Below are 17,605 nucleotides of genomic sequence, written 5' to 3' on the forward strand. Positions count from 1 at the left end.
CCGCAGGCAATGTGACCGACAGGGGCTGCCTGAAGGTTGGGCGCGTTCGGCAGCGACCGGGCCGGGTGCTAGAGCCCGCGGCCCACTTCCCAGATCCCTTCCGAGGTTCCGGTCAGCAGAGCGTTGACCGACACCGCCTGCGCGTCGGTGAAGGATGCGATGTAGTCCACGATCGCCCGGGCCTGGCCCAGGCGCTGGACCTCTCCGTCCCCGGCCGGCCCAAAGCGCTGCGGCTCCATGGCCCGCAGCTGGCAGTACTCCTCGGTGGCGGCCTCCACCGAATCCAGCAGCCGGCGCGGGGCGCGGGAGGCGTCGTCCGGGTCATTCAGCCAGGCCTTGAACCCCTCGGCCAGCGAGGAGATGATCCGGGTCTGCCCGCGCTGGTAGACCGCCAAATCCGAGCGGTCCAGCACGAAGCGCGAGTGCACGAACTTGAGCACCACCACATCATGCCAGGCAGCGTCCGCGAGCCGGACGTGGCCGCTGCGGACCACCGGGGTGCGTTCCACCGCGATCGAGGCCTGCAGCCGGTCAATCCAGCGCCGGGTGAAGCCGGTGACCGCCCGGTCCGCCTCCAGCCCGCCGTTGTACGGCACCGCCAACAGCCCCTCCACCAGGTCGTGTTCCACCCGTTCCACCGAGTCGCGGAACGCCTCCGGGCAGGCGACCCACGGGTCCTTGGCCAGCAGCCGGCGCCAGGTGCGCTCCAGCGCGTGACCCGGGCGGCGCAGGTCCAGTTCCCCTTCGGGGATCTCGGCCAGGGAGCGCGAATGGTTCAGCCAGGCCCGCAGCTCGGCGGAGACCGTGGTGTACTGCAGCACCCCGGCCCGGTAGAAGTCATCCAGGTCGTGCACGGCATAGGCGATGTCGTCGGCGATGTCCATGACCGAGCATTCCAGGGTCTGCTGGTGGGCGGCGATGCGCGGGAACACGGAGAGCACATCGTGCATCTCGGCGATCTCGATGTCATAGCAGGAGAACTTCGCCGCCCCGGCCCCCGAATGGTTCCCGGCCCCGCGCGGCAGGTCCTGCGGGGAGCGCAGCGGCTGGTTCAGCCATTCGTTGCGCGACCACGGGTACTTCAGCACCCCGGCGCGCACCGCCCGGGTCAGGTTCAGCCCGCGGGCGGTGGCGTCGCAGCTGTCCAGGGCGGTGAGGATGCGAAAGGTCTGGGCGTTGCCCTCAAACCCGTCGGGCAGCCCCAGGCTCTGCCGCGCCACCCGGTCCAGCTCCTGCTCACCCAGGTGCCCAAACGGCGGGTGGCCCAGGTCGTGGGCGGCGGCCGCGGCCTGCACCACCACCGGGTCGCAGCCGCCCAGCTCCTCCACCAGCTGTTGGGTGCGCGGATCCGAGTTGCGCAGCCCGATCGCGATCGAGCGGGCCACGGCCGACACCTTCAGCGAATGGGTCAGCCGGTTGTGCACCACGGTGCCGGCCCCGGCCTGCGGGATCACCTGGGTGACCGCGGAGAGCCGGGAAAAGTAGGGGGAGAAGCGGATCCGCTCAATGTCCACACGGAACTCGTCCTCATCGGGGCGTGCAGCTTCGTTGATGGCGCGCTCGCGCCCGCCGCTTAGGTGGGTCTTCTGCCTGGCATTCATCGTAGTCACCAGCCTAGATGATGCACCGGCCGCGGTCCGGGAAGCGTGCGGGTTCATGCCCCGGCCCGCCGATCCAGCGGGCGGGCCGGGCGGCGCAGCAGCAGTGCACCGAGGGTGAACCCGATGTACACCAGCGCGGCCAGGAAGGACTGGGTTCCGAAAAACCAGCTCAGCTGCCCGTACCAGCTCAAGAGCACACAGCCGGTGGCGGTGAGCACCACCAGCCCGGCGGCCGGCCAGCGCCGGGGCAACTCCTCCAGCACCCGGCCCTGCACTGCCAGCAGCAGCCCGTAGACCAGCAGGCAGGCCCCGGTCAGCACCAGCAGGCCGCTGACCGTGCCGCCGTACTGCACCTGCTGGCGCAGCGGCTGCAGGAGGCGCGAATACAGCATCGGCAACACCAGCGAGGCGACCAGGCACAGCACCACGGTCAAGGACAGGCGGATTGCGGTGTACATTGCGGCTCCTTGGCACCGGTCCGGCCCCTGCGTCCGCGGCCCCGGGCGCCGCGGTGCTGCGCGGCGCCCGGGGCCGCGGTGCTGCGCGGCGCCTGCCGGCGCACCCAGTGGCCGAAGGCTTTCATCCTTTCCCGCAGTGTATGTGATCGGCCGGGCTTTGGCACGGGCCGCACGGGGCGTCATCACCGCGTCACACAAAGCCGCCCGGTGCAACACTTCAGCGGCCCTGCCCCCGGTGCGCCCCCGGCAACCCGGGGAAAACCGGTCACCGCCCACGCGTCACACTGAGGGCGTAAGAATCGCGTCATCTTAACGTTCACGCGTCACATGACGGGGTGGGACGGCGGATGACGCGGTGCGGCCCGGCGTGCTTGCGCCGCCGCCGGGCCCTGGCGAACGATGGAATCACCAACAACCCATCAAGAGCGGCTAAGAGATCTGGCTCGACGACGCCGCAGCAACCACCGGGAAACCGAAAGGTGCTAATGCCAGAAACGATGGAGCAGTACCGTCCGATCCGCCCCGGCCGCCGCGCCGGGCCCGGCCGCTGCCGGGCGCACCCCCCAGGGTGCGGGTCACGGTGCACTGCCTCGTCGCTGACACGAGGAGGAACACATGCCCGGTTCGGTGGCCCCACCGTCCCTGTCCTACGAGCTCTACCCGCCGGTGAACCGCGAGGTGGCCGAGTCGGTCTACCACAGCATCGAGCAGCTGGCCGACACCAGCCCGGACTACGTCTCGGTCACCTATTCGGGCACCCCGGCCCGCCGCGCCCAGTCCCTGGCGCTGATCGAACACCTCGTCACCCAGACCAAGCTGCGCCCGCTGGCGCACCTGACCTGTGTGGGGGAGTCGGCGCAGTCGCTGCGCGTGCTGATCCGCCACTTCATCGCCCTGGGGGTGCGCGGGGTGCTGGCGCTACGCGGTGACCTGCCGCAGGACCCGCAGGGCTGGCGCGGTGAATTCCCGTTCGCCCGCTACCTGATCGAGCTGATCCGCCAGGTGGAGGACGAACACGCCGCCTCCCTGGCCGGGGGCCGGCTGGGGGTGGGGGTGGCCGCCTACCCGCACCGCCACCCCGAGTCCCCGAGCTTCGAGCACGACATCGAGGTGCTGCTGGGCAAGCAGCGCTCCGGGGCGGACTATGCGATCACCCAGGTCTACTTCCAGCCCGAGGACTATCGGGGGCTGCTCGCCGCGGCCCGCCGCGCCGGGGTGTGCATCCCGATCATCCCCGGCATCATCCCGCTCAATTCGCTGCGCCGGCTGAACCGGCTGGCGGCGCTGACCGGGGTGCAGCCGGACCCGATCCTGGCCCACGCGCTGCAAAGCGCGACCAGCGACGCCGAACGCCACCGCATCGGGGTGCGCTGGGCGGTGGACCTGGCCCGGGCGGCGTTCGATGACGGGGCCCCGGGGCTGCACCTGTACACGTTCAACGACCACCGCGGCAGCCTGGACGTGATCGAGCAGCTGCAGCTGCCCGGCGCCCGCAGCACCCTGGCCCAATCCTGGGCCGCCCACAGCGGGACCTAGGCGCCCGTTTCCACCGACGAACCACCGAATTAACCATCGACCCGGCCGGGCACCCCGGTCCGGCAGAAAACTAGGAGAACACCATGAGCAAGCAGCACTTCCCGCAGGCCAGCATCCTCGGCTACCCGCGCATCGGCCGGCGCCGCGAACTGAAAAAGGCGCTGGAGGCGCACTGGGCCGGCACCCTGACCGAGCAGCAGCTGCACGAGCGGGCCTTTGCCGTGCAGCAGCAGAACCTGGAACGCCTGGTGCAGCTGGGGCTTGACCCGGCGAACGGCTCCCTGCCCGGGGACCACGCCTACTACGACCAGGTGCTGGACACGCTGGTGGCGCTCGGGGCGGTGCCCTCCCGCTTCGCCGAGGTGCTCAGCGCCCCGCTGAGCACCGCCGACGCCTTCACCCTGGCCCGCGGTGACGCGCAGCGCGCCCCACTGGAAATGACCAAGTGGTTCGACACCAACTACCACTACCTGGTCCCGGAGCTCGGCGAGCGCACCACCCTGCGCGCCAACCCCGCCGGGCTGCTGGAGAACTTCACCGCCCACGCCCGGGCCGGGCACACCATCCGCCCCACCCTGGTCGGCCCGATCAGCTTCCTGCTGCTGGCCAAGGCCGAGGAGGGCGCCGCCCGCTCCGGGTTCACGCCGCTGCACCGGATCGATGAGCTCGTCGAGGTCTACGCCCAGCTGCTGGCCGAGCTGGCCGCCGCCGGGGTGGGCTGGGTGCAGCTGGATGAGCCGGCCCTGGTCACCGAGGCCGGTGCCCGGCACGCGGTGCCCGGCGGCCTGGCCGAACGCGTGTACCGCCAGCTGTCCTCCGGCCCGCGCCCGGCGCTGCTGGTCACCACCGGGTACGGCACCGCCGGGCAGCTCACCCGCCCCGGTGAGGGCCTGGGGGTACTGGCCCGGGCCGGGGTGGACGCGGTGCAGGTGGACCTGGTGCGCGGGGTGGCCCCGCAGCCCGAATTCCTTGGCCAGCTGCAGGGCACCACCGTGGTGGCCGGGATCGTGGATGCCCGCAATGTGTGGCGCAACCACCTGGGCGCCTCGCTGATCGCGCTGCGCGCCCTGCGCCAGGCGGTCACCGCCGCCGGCGGACACCTGGCGGTGGGCACCGCCACCTCGCTGCTGCACGTGCCGCACGATGTGGCACTGGAGGGGAACCTGCCCGAGGGGCTGGCCGACTGGCTGGCGTTCGCGGATCAGAAGGTCAGCGAGGTGCTCACCCTGGCCACCGGCCTGGAGCACGGGGAGGATGCGATCGCCCGCGAACTGGTGGCCACCGAACGGGCGCTGGCCGCCCGCGCCGCCTACCCGGGCACCACGGTTCCGGCGGTGCGTGAACGCCTGGCCGGGCTGGGTGAGCAGGACCTGCAGCGCCCGGATGAGCAGCAGCGCGCCGCGGCGCAGCGCGCGGGCCTGCAGCTGCCGCTGCTGCCCACCACCACCATCGGCTCCTTCCCGCAGACCGCTGAGGTGCGCGCCGCCCGGGCCGCCCACGCCGCCGGCACCCTGGACGACCGGGGCTACCACCGGTTCGTGGAGCAGGAGATCGCCCGGGTCATCGCGCTGCAGGAGGAGCTGGGGCTGGATGTGCTGGTGCACGGGGAAGCCGAACGCAACGACATGGTGCAGTACTTCGCGGAGAACCTCGACGGGTTCGCGGTCACCGAGCACGGCTGGGTGCAGTCCTACGGTTCACGCGCCACCCGACCCTCGATCCTCTTCGGCGACGTCACCCGCCCGGCGGCGTTCACCGTGCCCTGGATTTCCCACGCCGCCTCGCTGACCGACAAGCCGGTCAAGGGCATGCTCACCGGGCCGGTGACGATCCTGGCCTGGAGCTTCGTGCGCGATGACGTGCCGCTGCAAACCAGTGCCCGGCAGGTGGCGCTGGCGCTGCGCGATGAGATCCAGGACCTGCAGCAGGCCGGGATCCGCATCATCCAGGTCGACGAGCCGGCGCTGCGTGAACTGCTGCCGCTGCGTGCCGCCGCCCAGCCGGAGTACCTGCGCTGGAGCGTGGACGCCTTCCGCCTGGCCACCGGCGGGGCGGCGGCCGGCACCCAGATCCACACCCACCTGTGCTATTCGGAGTTCGGTGAGGTGATCGGCGCGATCGACGCGCTGGGCGCGGACGTGACCTCCATCGAGGCGGCCCGCTCGGCGATGGAGGTGACCGCGGACCTGAAGTCCTTCGGCTACCGCCGCGGCATCGGCCCGGGCGTGTACGACATCCACTCCCCGCGGGTGCCCTCCCAGCAGGAGATCGCCGAGCTGATCGGCACCGCCCTGGATTCGGTGGACCGCCAGGCGCTGTGGGTGAACCCGGACTGCGGGCTGAAGACCCGCGGCTATGCCGAAACCACCGCCTCCCTGGCCAACCTGGTCGCCGCCGCCCGGCAGGTGCGCGCCGACCAGCTGGCCGCGATCTAACCCCGCGCACCACCACCGGTACGCACCAGCACGAGCAAAGGAGCCAGCCATGGCGCAGCAGTCCACCACAGCGATCCACGCCGGATACAGTCCCGGCGGCGAGCACCGTCCCCTCACGGTGCCGCTGTACCCCTCCGCGGCCTACGAATTCACCTCGCACGCCGATGCGGTGGAGAAGTTCGCGCTGCGCCAGGCCGGCTTCACCTATTCCCGCACCGGCAACCCGACGGTGGCGGTGTTCGAACAGCGCGCCGCCGCCCTGGAGGGCGGGGCGCACGCGGTGGCCACCGCCACCGGGCAGGCGGCCGTGGCCCTGTCCCTGCTGGCCCTCACCCAGGGCCCGCGGCACCTGGTGGTCTCCAACCAGCTCTATGGGGGCACCGTGGACCTGCTGACCGACACGTTCCACGACTTCGGGATCCGGGTCAGCTTCGTGGACCCGGACAACCCGGACGCCTGGCAGGCGGCGATCGAGCCGGACACCCGGGCGTTCTTCCTCGAATCGGTGACCAACCCGCTGTCCACGGTGCCCGACCTGCCCCGGCTGGCCGCGATCGCGCACCGGCACCAGATCCCGGTGGTGGTGGACAACACCCTGGCCACCCCCGCGAACTTCCGGCCGCTGCAGCACGGGGCGGACATCGTGGTGCATTCGGCCACCAAGGCGCTGGCCGGGCACGGGCAGGTGCTGGGCGGGGTGGTCATCGACGGGGGCGGCTTCGACTTCTCCGACGCCGAGCGCTGGCCCCAGCTGGCCCGGGGCCGCGAACGCTACGCCGGCTCCAGCCTGCTTGAACGCCACGGGGCCGGGGCGTACGCGATGCTGGTGCGCTCAAAGTTCCTGCACGACCTGGGCCCCACCCTCTCCGCGGCCAGCGCCCACAGCATCCTGACCGGCATGGAAACCCTGGCGGTGCGCGCCGCCGCGGTGCAGCACAACGTGCAGCTGCTGGCCCGCTTCCTGGCCGCCCACCCGGCCGTGGCCCGGGTGCACCACCCCAGCCGTCCCGAGCACCGCCACCACCGGCGCGCCGCGGCCCTCTTTCCGCGCGGCACCGGCAGCGTGCTGGCCGTTCAGCTGCACGACGCGGCGCTGGTGCCTGCGGTCATCGACCGGCTGCAGGTGATCGCGCTGGCTGCGAACATCGGGGACACGCGCACCATGGTCGCCCACCCGGCGACGATGACCCACTGCCGGCTCTCCGCCGCCCAGCTGGCCGAGGCCGGGCTGGACCTGGCGGTGCTGCGCCTGTCGGTTGGGCTGGAGGACCCGGCGGATCTGATCCGCGACCTGGACCATGCGCTGAACGCGGCGCTGGCCGAACGCCCCGGACCCGGCGCCCCTGCCCTGGCCCCCGCACCGAAAGTGAGCATCGCATGAGCGGCTTCAACACGCTGGCGGTCCACGCCGGCCAGGCCAAGGACCCGGCCACCGGCGCGGTCATCCCGCCGATCTACCAGACCAGCACGTTCATCCAGGACGGCATTAACGTGCTGCGGGCCGGGCACGAATACTCCCGCGGCTCCAACCCCACCCGCAACGGATTTGAAACCCAGCTCAACGCCCTGGAGGGCGGGGCCGCCGGGTTCGGCTTCGCCTCGGGCATCGCCGCGGAGGACGCGCTGCTGCGCGCGGTGCTGGCCCCGGGCGACCACATCGTGCTCGGCGCCGACGGCTACGGCGGCACCCACCGGCTGATCACCGGGCTGCACCGCAAATGGGGGATCACCGCCAGCGCCGTGCCGATCACCGACCTGGATGCGGTGCGCGCGGCCCTGCGCCCGAACACGGCGCTGCTGTGGCTTGAAACCCCCTCCAACCCGCTGCTGGGCATCGCCGACCTGGCCGGCTGGGCGCAGCTGGCCAGGGACGCCGGCGCCCTGCTGGTGGTGGACAACACCTTCGCCACCCCCTACCTGCAGCGCCCGCTGGATTTCGGCGCCCACGCGGTGGTGCACTCCACCACCAAGTACATCGGCGGACACTCCGACGTGCTGGGCGGAGCGGTCATCGTCACCGAGCACCTGCACCGCGGCACCCCGCTGGCCGAGGCGGTCGGCTACCAGCAGTTCGCCGGCGGGGCGGTGTGCGGGCCGCAGGATTCCTACCTGGCCGCCCGCGGGCTGAAAACCCTGGGGCTGCGCATGGAACGGCATTGCGCCACCGCCGCAGGCCTCGCCCGCTGGCTGCAGACCCGCAACGAGGTCACCGGCGTCTACTACCCGGGACTTGAGGAACACCCGGGGCACCAGCTGGCCGCCCGGCAGCAGCGCGGCTTTGGCGGGATCCTCTCCCTGACGCTGGCCGATGAGCCCGCCGCGCGCGCCTTCGCCGAATCCATGCACTACTTCCAGCTCTCGGTCTCCCTGGGCGGGGTGGAATCCCTGGTCTGCTACCCGCGGGAGATGACCCACGCCTCGCTGATCGGCACCCCGCTGGAAGTCCCGGCGAACCTGGTGCGCCTCTCGGTGGGCATCGAGGAGCCCGAGGACCTGCTGGCCGACCTGGAGCGGGGGCTCGGCGCGGCGCGCACCGCCGGTGCCGGCACCGCACGGCGCCCGGCCGGGAAGCTGGTGCCAACCCCGCGCTAGCTGTGCTGCCCAGGCAGGCTGGTCAAGCGGCCCCAGCGGCCAGCGGCCTTGTTATCCACAGCAGGCCGGGGCGCCGGTGTGCAGGCTGGTTGCCAGGGGCATTATGGGGCCATGAACACCTCCGGCACCGAAGCGGCGCTGGATCAGCTGGCCCAGGCGGTCAACCTGATCGACAGCGCGACGGCGGCCTTTGCAGCGGATGAACCGGCTGCCGGGCACGCCGCCTACTTCGCCTGGCTTGTGGAACAGGTCGGCGAACGCCTCACCCGCGCCCAGGTGCACGCCGCCCACGGGCTGCGGGCCAGCGGCGCCCACCTGCTGGAGCCCGATTCCTACCAGGCGATCCGGCAGGCCGGGTTGCAGCCCAGCGTCGAGGACCTGGCGCGCACCCGTGGCAGGAAAACCACCGGGCGCAGCTACTTCAAGAACACCGTGGACCTGTACAAGGGGTGGCTGAACCTCGGCGTCGGCGTCGCCCAGGACCGGATCGACATGGCCGACGCGCTGGTCGCCGGGATCACCGAGGCCGGGCAGCGCACCGCGCCACGCTTCGGGCGGCTGGGCGATGAACTGGCCAACCCCGGCACGAACCCGGCCCTGGTGCTCACCGCCGCGCGGCAGCTGCGCAAGGCCGAGCCGGACCTGGGTGCCGGACCGCAGGCCGGCGAGGCGTGTGAACGGCTGCAGGAAGATGCGATCACGCTGATCCGGCACGAACCGGGCACCGCACGCCGGCACCTGCCGCGGTTGATCGAGCAATCCCTGGGGGAGAACCGTCCGCTGGCGGCCCTGCTGGGCGAGGCCGGGCTGTTCCGCCGCGGCATGCGGCGCGGACTGATGCACTACCTGCTCAAGGTCATGCCCCAGGACGCGGAGCTGATCGAATCCCTGTGCGTGCAGATCGACAACCCCAAAACCATCGCCGGCAACCGGGACGAGCTCAAGGCCCTGGTCAACGAACAATACGCCCGGCCCACCCCGGAGCCGGACGCCGCCGAGCAGCCTGCGGGCGCCCAGGCCCCCGCAACCGGCTCTGCCAGCCTCCCGCCGCAGTGGGGCGAGCAGGACACCATGCCCGACTGGGCCCGCCCTCACGACCCGTCCGCCACCACCAACGCCGCCGAGCAGGCTCCGCCCACTGCAACACCGCCCACGGCAACACCGCCCACCCCGGATGCCTGCCCCGCGCAAGCCCCCGGGGCGGGGGAAGGCGCCGGCAGCTTTGGCCAGTTGGGCGGAACGGACCGGTTCCCCGAGGAGCTGCTCAAGCCCTTCGAGGACCTGCGCCCCGAATTCCGCCACCTGATCGCGCTGCTTTCACTGCTGCGCGCCGATCACAGCGGCACCGGCAAGCAGGTGGGGGTGGTGCAGCCCGAAATCACGGTCATCATGGATTACGACAAGATGATCGCCGACGGCAAGGACTTCGCCGTCACGGAAAACGGCATCCCCATCTCCGCGGCCGCGATGCGGGCCATGCTCTGCAACGGGATCCTGCGCCCAGCGGTCTTTGGCACCAAGAGCGAGATCCTGGACATCGGCCGCACCAACCGGCTCTTCCCGAACTACATGCGCAAGGGCCTGCGGGCCAAATACCGCGGGTGTGCCTACCCCGGGTGCACCATGCCCGCCTCCAGATGCGAGGCCGACCACATCACACCCTGGGACGAAGGCGGGCAGACCAGCATCGATAACGGGTGCCTGTTCTGCCCGATGCACCACCACGCCCGGCACTGCGGCCTGTTTACGGTGATCCGCAACGAAGACGGCCCACCCATGGTGTTGTTGCCCAAGGACCTGGACCCCCATCAACGCCCGCGGATCAACACCTACTGGCTCAGCCCCTCCGAGGCGCTTACGGCCGCCCGGGCCGAGCAGGCCGCCGCCGACCGGCTGGCCGTCTGAAACACATAGGACTGCCCCCGACCGGTCACGGTCGAGGGCAGCACACCACCACTGCCGCCACGCGGCGTCCAATCCAGGCCGGTTTCCGCCGGCTCGGCGCTCGCGTCCCTAGGAATTGGCGGCCAGGTGCTTGGCGGCAAGCTCCAGGTAGGTGTCCGCGTTCTTTGACAATCCCGCGACCTCTTCCTCGGTCAGCTCACGGCGCACCTTGGCCGGAACCCCGGCCACCAGGCTGCGCGGGGGAACCTGGGTTCCCTCCAGCACCAGCGCCCCGGCCGCCACCAGGCACTGCTCGCCGATCACCGCGCCGTTCATGATCGTGGCGCTCATGCCCACCAGGCACCCATCGCCCACGCTGGCCCCATGCACCACCGCCGAATGCCCCACGGACACGGACTGGCCCACCGTGCACGGGAAACCGGCATCGGCGTGCAGCACCACGTTGTCCTGCAGGTTCGTTCCGGCGCCGACCCGGATCGGGGCCGAATCCCCGCGCACCGAAACGCCGTAGAAGGCGCTCGCGCGCTCGCCGAGTTCCACATCCCCGCTCAAGGTCGCGGTGGGGGCAACGAACACGTTCTGCGCCACCTTGGGGGTGGCGCCGTCAATGGTAATAATGTGAGCCATGGCACCCACTGTAGTTCAGGGGACGAACCGGCAGCGATTCCGGCCCGCGCAGATGACACCACCGCGCCGCTCGCACAAGCGGCCCGGAAAAGCGGCTCGGAAAAGCGGCTCGCAGGAAGCCGCTAGGAGAAGACGATGGTGCGCTGCCCGTCGAGCATCACCCGATGCTCGGCATGCCACTGCACGGCCCGGGTCAGGGTGCGCCCCTCGACGCTGCGCCCCAGCTCCACCAGCTGGGCGGCGGTACGTGAATGGTTGACCGGGGTGACTTCCTGGTCGATGATCGGCCCTTCGTCCAGGTCGGCGGTGACGTAGTGGGCGGTGGCGCCGATGAGCTTCACGCCGCGGGCGTGGGCCTGGTGGTAGGGCTTGGCGCCCTTGAAGGAGGGCAGGAAGGAATGGTGGATGTTGATCACCCGCCCGGCCATGCGCTCGCACAGCGAGTCGGAGAGGATCTGCATGTAGCGGGCCAGCACCACCAGTTCGATCCCGTGCTCCTGCACGAGCTTGAGCAGCTCGGCCTCGGCCTGGCCCTTGTTCTGGGCGGTCACCGGCAGGTGCACGAAGTCCACCCCGTAGAACTCGGCCATCGGTTGCAGGTCACGATGGTTGGAGACGATCACCGGGACCTCGATCGGCAAGGTGCCGGCGCGCTGGGCGAACAGCAGGTCGTTCAGCGCGTGCCCGGCCTTGGAGCACATGATCATGGTGCGGGTGCGGCGGGACGATTCGAACACCTTCAGGTCCATGCCGAATTCGTCGCGGATGGGCGCCAGCTGGGCCATGACCTGGTCCAGGGTGTGCTCGGTGGCCACCTCGATGCGCATGAAGAAGGTGTTGGAATCCGGGCTCTCATACTGCTGCGACTCGGTGATGTTGCAACCGGCACCCAACAGGCCCCCGGAGACGGCATGGACGATGCCCGGACGGTCGACGCAGGAGAGGGTGACGATGAAGTGGTTGCTCATGCATTCCAAAATACGTGGGCTGGCGCCCCGGCACCGAATTGATGAGCAAAGATCACACCCGCAGCGATTGCGGTGACTTCTCCTCCGGGTGCACAGTCGTGTAGCCGCTCGCCTCCGTGCCCGCCATGCCGGAGGCATGCTGCTTCAGGTGCTTGATCGCGGCGATGGCGGCCCGTCGTCCGGCACGGGTGGCCCCAATGGTGGAGGCCGACGCCCCGTAGCCGACCAGGTACAGTCCGGGCTGGTCGGCGGCGCTGACCGCATCGGCGGACATCCGGATCCCGCCCTGGGCGGTGCGCAGCTTCAGCGGCGCCAGGTGCTTCAGCGCGTGACGGAAGCCAGTGGCCCACAGGATCGCGTCGATGCGTTCGCGGCTGCCGTCGCTGAACACCACCGCATCGGCCTCCAGGCGGGAGATCGGACCCCGGGAAATCATCAGCCCGGAGGCGATCGCCGCACGCATCTGCCCGGTCAGCGGCAGGCCGGTGTTGGCCACCACCGGCCGCGGCGGACGCCCGGCCCGGGTGTCCTCGGTGACCCGGCGTTCGACCTCCAGCCCCCAGTCCCTGGTGCTGGCGAAGTCCTTCCAGCGCGGTGGGGTGCGGGTGGACCACAGCGTGTCGATGCCGGCCGCGTCCAGCTGCACGATGAACTGGGTGGCGCTGGCCCCGCCGCCGACCACCAGGGTGCGCCGGTTCGCGAACTGCTGGACCCCGGTGAAGTTCCGGGTATGCACCTGCAGGCCGGTGAACGTGGACATGCCGCGGTAGCTGGGCCAGAACGGGTTGCTCCAGGTGCCGGTGGCGTTGATGACGGTGGCGGCCTGCAGCCCGGTGCCATCAGCCAGTTCCACTTCGAAACCCGCCGCGGAACCGGTTCCCTTGCGACTGACCGAAACCACCGGGCCCGAGCGGTAGACGGGCAGGCCCATGTGCTGTTCATACTCCCCGTAGTAGCGGCTGACCACGGCCGAGGCCGGCTCGGTGGGGTCCGGGGTGGCCAGTTCGAAGTCCGGCAGGGGGTGCAGGTGGTGGGCCTTGCCGAACGTCAGTGAGTCCCAGCGGTCCCGCCAGGCCCCGCCGGGTCCGTCGTTGGCGTCGAGCATGACGAAGTCCACCCAGGGCCGCATCCCCCTGCGCAGCAGGTGGTATCCGGCCGACAGGCCGGCCTGCCCGGCGCCGATGACCACCGTACGGTACCTGGTGCGCAACTTGCCGCGATCCACCGTTGAGCTCACTCCTTGACTCGTGCCATCCGGTCCGGGGCCACCCGCCAAATCATATTGACGTGTCAACCTCCTACTCGTTGCAACGCTCACATGACGTGCAACATTCCCGCCGCATTCGATAAACTCGGTGACGGACTGAACTTCAACTCGTAACTGGCGTTGGGTGGATCACCACCGGGGAGCGAAAACCGACATTCCACCGCAGACCGCGCGCCTGGGTTTGCGGAACCTGACCATCGACGATGCCCCGCCCGGCCGGGGCTCGCGAACGAAAGGACACCCCATGACCGCCCAGATTCTCGACGGCAAGGCGACCGCAAAACAGATTAAGCAGGAACTGACCCAGCGGGTCGCGGCCCTGCAGGAGCGCGGGATCACCCCGGGGCTGGGCACCATCCTGGTCGGCGATGACCCGGCATCGGCCTGGTACGTGCGCGGCAAGCACCGCGACTGCGCGGAGGTGGGACTGGAGTCCATTCGCGTGGACCTGCCCGAGCAGACCACCCAGGAGGAACTGCTGGCCAAGGTGCGCGAGCTGAACGAGGACCCGGCCTGCACCGGCTACATCGTGCAGCTGCCGCTGCCCAAGCACATCGACCAGGACGTGATCCTGGAGGCGATGGACCCGGCCAAGGATGCCGATGGCCTGCACCCGATGAACCTGGGCCGACTGGTCGCCAACGTCAACAAGCCGCTGACCAGCCCCGCCCCCTGCACCCCGGCCGGCTGCGTGGAGCTGCTCTCGCGCCATGGGCTGGATTTGAAGGGCAAGCACGTGCTGGTGATCGGCCGCGGGGTGACCATCGGACGGCCGGTGGGCCTGCTGCTGACCCGCCGCGACGTGAACGCCACCGTCACCCTGGCCCACACCGGCACCACCAATCTGCCCGAGCTGCTGGCCCAGGCCGACGTGGTGATCGCCGCCGCGGGACAGGCGCACATGGTCAAGGCCGACGCGATCAAGCCCGGCGCGATCCTGCTGGATGTTGGCGTCTCGCGCGTTGATGGCAAGGTCACCGGGGATATTGATCCGGACGCCGCGCAGCACGCCTCCTGGATCTCCCCGAACCCCGGCGGCGTGGGGCCGATGACCCGGGCGATGCTGCTGGCCAATGTGGTGGAAACCGCCGAACGCCAGGCCTCCTAGCCACCCGGGCGCCTCCTTGCCGACGCGCGGCGCCGGCGGCGGGAGGAACGTAAGCGACAAAGGCTTGGGCCCTGCGGAAGAACCGCAGGGCCCAAGCCTTTGTCACAGCTCCGGTGCCGGCCGCTGGCCGGGGCGTCGAGCCGGAACTACTTCACCGGTTCATTCTCGATCGCGGACCCGCGGCCCACCACCAGTGCCCCGACTTCCTGTTCCGCCTGGTTCGTGTAGGACAGGTCGATGCCCTGGCGGTCACGGATCAGGCTGACCACCAGCAGGGAAACAATGCAGAAGGCCAGCAGGTACAGCGCCACGGCGTTCGTTCCGCCGGTGGCCTGCACCAGGGCGGTGGCGATGGTCGGCGCGAACGCGCCGCCGATGATCGCGCCGATCGCGTAGGAGATCGACACCCCGGAGAAGCGCACCGAGGCCGGGAACATCTCCGAGTACAGGGCCGCCTGCGGCCCATAGGTCAACCCCAGGCCGATGGAGAAAACCCCGAAGGCCAGGTACAGCATCACCAGCGAACCGGAGTTGACCATCGCGAAGACCGGGAAGAGGGAGAGCGCCAGCACGATGAAACCGATCTGGTAGGTGCGCACCCGCCCGATCCTGTCGGCCATGATCCCGGAAATCAGGGTCATCACCAGCCAGATCGCGGCACCAAAGGCCACGGCCAGCAGCACGTCGGTGCGCTCCAGGCCGATGGGGCCTTCGGGGTCGGTGGTGTAGTTCTGGAAGAATCCGCCGGTGGTCATGTACCCGGCGGCATTGTTGCCGGCGAAGACGAGGGCGGCAATCAGCACCAGCGGCCAGTGCTTGCGGAACAGCTCCACGACCGGGACCTTGGTCTGGGCCTTCTTCTCGGCGATCTCCTCGAACACCGGGGACTCATCGACCGCGCGGCGTACGAAGTACCCGATGATGATCAGCACGAAGCTGACCAGGAACGGCACGCGCCAGCCCCAGTTCAGGAATGCGTCGCCGGGGGAGATGACCCCGGTCATCAGCGCCATCATGCCCGAGGCGAGCAGCATGCCCAGCGGCACACCCACCTGTGGGTAGGCTCCGGCCCGGCCGCGGCGGTCCTTCGGTGCGTGCTCGACGGCCATCAGGACCGCGCCGCCCCATTCCCCGCCGGCGGAAACGCCCTGCAGGATGCGCAGCAAGAGCAGCAGCACCGGGGCCAGCAGCCCGGCGGTGTCGTAGGTTGGCAGCACGCCGATCAGGGTGGTGGCCGCACCCATCAGCGACAGGGTGAGCACCAGCATGGCCCGCCGGCCGATCTTGTCCCCGTAGTGCCCGGCCAGGAAGGCCCCCAGTGGGCGGAACAGGAAGGAGATGCCGACCGAGGCGAAGGAGATCAGCAGTCCGATCTTGCTGCCGGCCGGTTCGAAGAACAGCTGGGGGAAGACCAGCCCGGCGGCGGTGGCGTAGATGAAGAAGTCATACCATTCCACGGTGGTGCCGATGACCGTGGCGAAGGCGACGCGCCGTTGGTTGGACTTTTCAATGCGGGTGTTGGGCGAAGCGGCGATGCTCATGTTGCTCCTCGGTTGACGGTGTGTCGTGCGTGACCACCGCCTGAGTCTTGTGTCACCTCAGTGTTGCACCGCACACACGTAAGGTAAACTTCAAATATCTGCAATAGTTTTGAAGGAAGTCTTAAGACGTGTCTGGATTCTCGCTGCGACATCTGCAAATCATGGCGGAGCTGCCCGAACATGACACCCTGGGGTCCGCTGCCTCCGAGCTTCACATTTCCGAATCCGCGCTGTCCCAGGCGCTGAACACCATCGAACGCCTGGCGGGGGAGCAGCTGTGCCTGCGACGCAAGGCCCACGGGATCACGATGACCGCCTCGGGACGCTACTTCTCCTCCCTGGCCCGCAAGATCGTGGCCGAGGTCGAGGATTTGAACGCGACCTTCCCGCACCGCGAGGGCGTGCTGCGCGGACCGGTGCGCTTTGGCTGTTTTGCCTCGCTCTCCCCACACCTGATTCCGGCCATCATGGAGGGCTTCCCGCCATTGCACCCGCAGGTGCAGGTCTCCGTGCAGGTGGGCACGCATGACGATTTGATCCCGGCGTTGAATTCCGGGGAGCTGGACGTGGCCTTCGTCTACGATCTGATGCTGCCCCCGGATTTGCGCAAGCAGGTGGTCTACGAGACCGAGATGCAGGTGCTGCTGCACCCGCAGCACCCATTGGCGGCCCTGGAGCGGCCCCTGGAACTGCGGGACCTGGTAGACGAACCGATGATCATGTACGAATCCACTCCCAGCACCGACTATGTCCTGCAGCTGTTCGCCGCGCAGGGTCTGGACCCGCACATCATTGCCTCACTGCCGCAGATGATCCTGGTCAGCGCCATGGTCGGTCGTGGGCTGGGGTACGGGATGCTGATGGAAAGGCCGAACAACGCCCAGCTGTCCCTGGAGGGCAGGGCCCTGGCCTTCCGCCGGCTCAGTCCACCGAACTACCCCAATTCGGTGGTCGCGATCAGTCCCCGGCATACCACCCTGTCCCCGCGGGTTCAGGCGCTGGTGGATTACGCCACCGACCTGATGGGCCAGGCGATGGCCGAGCAGCGCGCCCTGGCCGAGCTGCCTGCAGGCCGATCGCGGTAGCCGATCCGGTGGCCGGAGCCTGTTGTGCGAGCGCCTGCACGAGGCATAATGGCAAGCACCACAGGCACGGCACCAACATTTGGCGGGAGTGATGGACCGATGATCGGCACATGGCAGGCACTGGTAATTGATTGCGATGATCCCGATGAACTGGCCGGCTTCTATGAGCGGCTGCTGGGCATGGTCAGGATCGACAATGACCCGGACTGGGTGAGCATCGGCGATGCGCCGGATCGTCCCGCCATCGCGTTTCAGGCCGTCACCCCATATGTTCCGCCGCAGTGGCCGGGACATGTGCACCCGCAGCAGGCGCACATCGACGTGCGGGTCAAGGACCTGGACCTGGCCGAAACCGAGGTGCTGGCGCTGGGTGCCACCGCCACCGGAGAGGGCTCCAAGACGTTCCGCGTCTACCTGGACCCGCAGCAGCATCCCTTCTGCCTGGTCAGCTGGTAGCAAGTCCGCGGTTCCCGTGCCTGGAC

General features: G+C 69.7%; 14 protein-coding genes and 2 riboswitches. Of the genes, 8 read left to right on the forward strand and 6 right to left on the reverse strand.

From position 1 onward, the window contains the following. Positions 1 to 68 precede the first annotated feature (68 nt). Positions 69 to 1,601: a deoxyguanosinetriphosphate triphosphohydrolase family protein gene (locus AC6I21_RS02915; RefSeq protein WP_497763397.1), complete on the reverse strand. Its 1,533-nt coding sequence runs from the start codon at positions 1,599 to 1,601 to the stop codon at positions 69 to 71. 53 nt (positions 1,602 to 1,654) lie between these two features. Further along, positions 1,655 to 2,059, reverse strand: a complete 405-nt coding sequence (locus AC6I21_RS02920) for a hypothetical protein (RefSeq protein ID WP_497763072.1) — start codon at positions 2,057 to 2,059, stop codon at positions 1,655 to 1,657. Between the two features lie 413 nt (positions 2,060 to 2,472). Beyond that, positions 2,473 to 2,563: riboswitch (SAM riboswitch) on the forward strand. Between the two features lie 111 nt (positions 2,564 to 2,674). On the opposite strand from AC6I21_RS02920, the gene AC6I21_RS02925 reads away from it, so the two are divergent. The 5 genes from AC6I21_RS02925 to AC6I21_RS02945 all read left to right on the forward strand — a co-directional run bounded on the left by AC6I21_RS02925 (position 2,675) and on the right by AC6I21_RS02945 (position 10,527). After that, complete coding sequence (locus tag AC6I21_RS02925) at positions 2,675 to 3,595, forward strand: methylenetetrahydrofolate reductase (RefSeq protein ID WP_497763073.1); 921 nt, start codon at positions 2,675 to 2,677, stop codon at positions 3,593 to 3,595. Positions 3,596 to 3,678: 83 nt separating this feature from the next. Next, entirely contained in the window at positions 3,679 to 6,030 is a 2,352-nt protein-coding gene (metE, locus tag AC6I21_RS02930) for a 5-methyltetrahydropteroyltriglutamate--homocysteine S-methyltransferase (RefSeq protein WP_497763074.1), read from the forward strand. A gap of 49 nt (positions 6,031 to 6,079) precedes the next feature. Next, positions 6,080 to 7,411, forward strand: coding sequence for an O-acetylhomoserine aminocarboxypropyltransferase/cysteine synthase family protein (locus AC6I21_RS02935; RefSeq protein ID WP_497763075.1), 1,332 nt, complete (start codon positions 6,080 to 6,082; stop codon positions 7,409 to 7,411). Next, complete coding sequence (locus AC6I21_RS02940) at positions 7,408 to 8,622, forward strand: cystathionine gamma-synthase (protein ID WP_497763076.1); 1,215 nt, start codon at positions 7,408 to 7,410, stop codon at positions 8,620 to 8,622. The genes AC6I21_RS02935 and AC6I21_RS02940 overlap by 4 nt, the downstream gene beginning before the upstream one ends. A gap of 111 nt (positions 8,623 to 8,733) precedes the next feature. After that, positions 8,734 to 10,527, forward strand: a complete 1,794-nt coding sequence (locus AC6I21_RS02945; RefSeq protein ID WP_497763077.1) for an HNH endonuclease signature motif containing protein — start codon at positions 8,734 to 8,736, stop codon at positions 10,525 to 10,527. Between the two features lie 108 nt (positions 10,528 to 10,635). Here the strand turns inward: AC6I21_RS02945 and AC6I21_RS02950 are convergent, their stop codons facing one another. The 3 genes from AC6I21_RS02950 to AC6I21_RS02960 all read right to left on the reverse strand — a co-directional run bounded on the left by AC6I21_RS02950 (position 10,636) and on the right by AC6I21_RS02960 (position 13,347). Next, a complete protein-coding gene (locus AC6I21_RS02950; RefSeq protein ID WP_138173522.1) occupies positions 10,636 to 11,154 on the reverse strand; it encodes a gamma carbonic anhydrase family protein in 519 nt (172 codons plus the stop codon). A gap of 122 nt (positions 11,155 to 11,276) precedes the next feature. Continuing rightward, on the reverse strand, positions 11,277 to 12,122 hold the full coding sequence (purU, locus tag AC6I21_RS02955) for a formyltetrahydrofolate deformylase (RefSeq protein ID WP_396277950.1): 846 nt from the start codon (positions 12,120 to 12,122) through the stop codon (positions 11,277 to 11,279). Between the two features lie 52 nt (positions 12,123 to 12,174). Further along, positions 12,175 to 13,347, reverse strand: a complete 1,173-nt coding sequence (locus tag AC6I21_RS02960) for an NAD(P)-binding domain-containing protein (RefSeq protein WP_497763078.1) — start codon at positions 13,345 to 13,347, stop codon at positions 12,175 to 12,177. Positions 13,348 to 13,489: 142 nt separating this feature from the next. Continuing rightward, a riboswitch (ZMP/ZTP riboswitch) is annotated at positions 13,490 to 13,577 on the forward strand. A gap of 56 nt (positions 13,578 to 13,633) precedes the next feature. Here AC6I21_RS02960 and AC6I21_RS02965 point away from each other — a divergent pair. After that, a complete protein-coding gene (locus AC6I21_RS02965) occupies positions 13,634 to 14,497 on the forward strand; it encodes a bifunctional methylenetetrahydrofolate dehydrogenase/methenyltetrahydrofolate cyclohydrolase (protein WP_138173526.1) in 864 nt (287 codons plus the stop codon). A gap of 146 nt (positions 14,498 to 14,643) precedes the next feature. Here AC6I21_RS02965 and AC6I21_RS02970 read toward each other — a convergent pair whose 3' ends face one another. Then, positions 14,644 to 16,038: an MFS transporter gene (locus AC6I21_RS02970; RefSeq protein WP_138173528.1), complete on the reverse strand. Its 1,395-nt coding sequence runs from the start codon at positions 16,036 to 16,038 to the stop codon at positions 14,644 to 14,646. Between the two features lie 128 nt (positions 16,039 to 16,166). Here AC6I21_RS02970 and AC6I21_RS02975 point away from each other — a divergent pair, with 128 nt between their 5' ends. Then, positions 16,167 to 17,123 carry a LysR substrate-binding domain-containing protein gene (locus tag AC6I21_RS02975; protein WP_249354200.1) on the forward strand — a complete coding sequence of 319 codons (957 nt, stop codon included), beginning with the start codon at positions 16,167 to 16,169 and terminating at the stop codon, positions 17,121 to 17,123. A 99-nt stretch (positions 17,124 to 17,222) separates the two neighbouring features. After that, complete coding sequence (locus tag AC6I21_RS02980) at positions 17,223 to 17,579, forward strand: VOC family protein (protein ID WP_054821735.1); 357 nt, start codon at positions 17,223 to 17,225, stop codon at positions 17,577 to 17,579. Positions 17,580 to 17,605 lie beyond the last annotated feature (26 nt).

The organism is Glutamicibacter sp. St.4D3 (assembly GCF_059728615.1).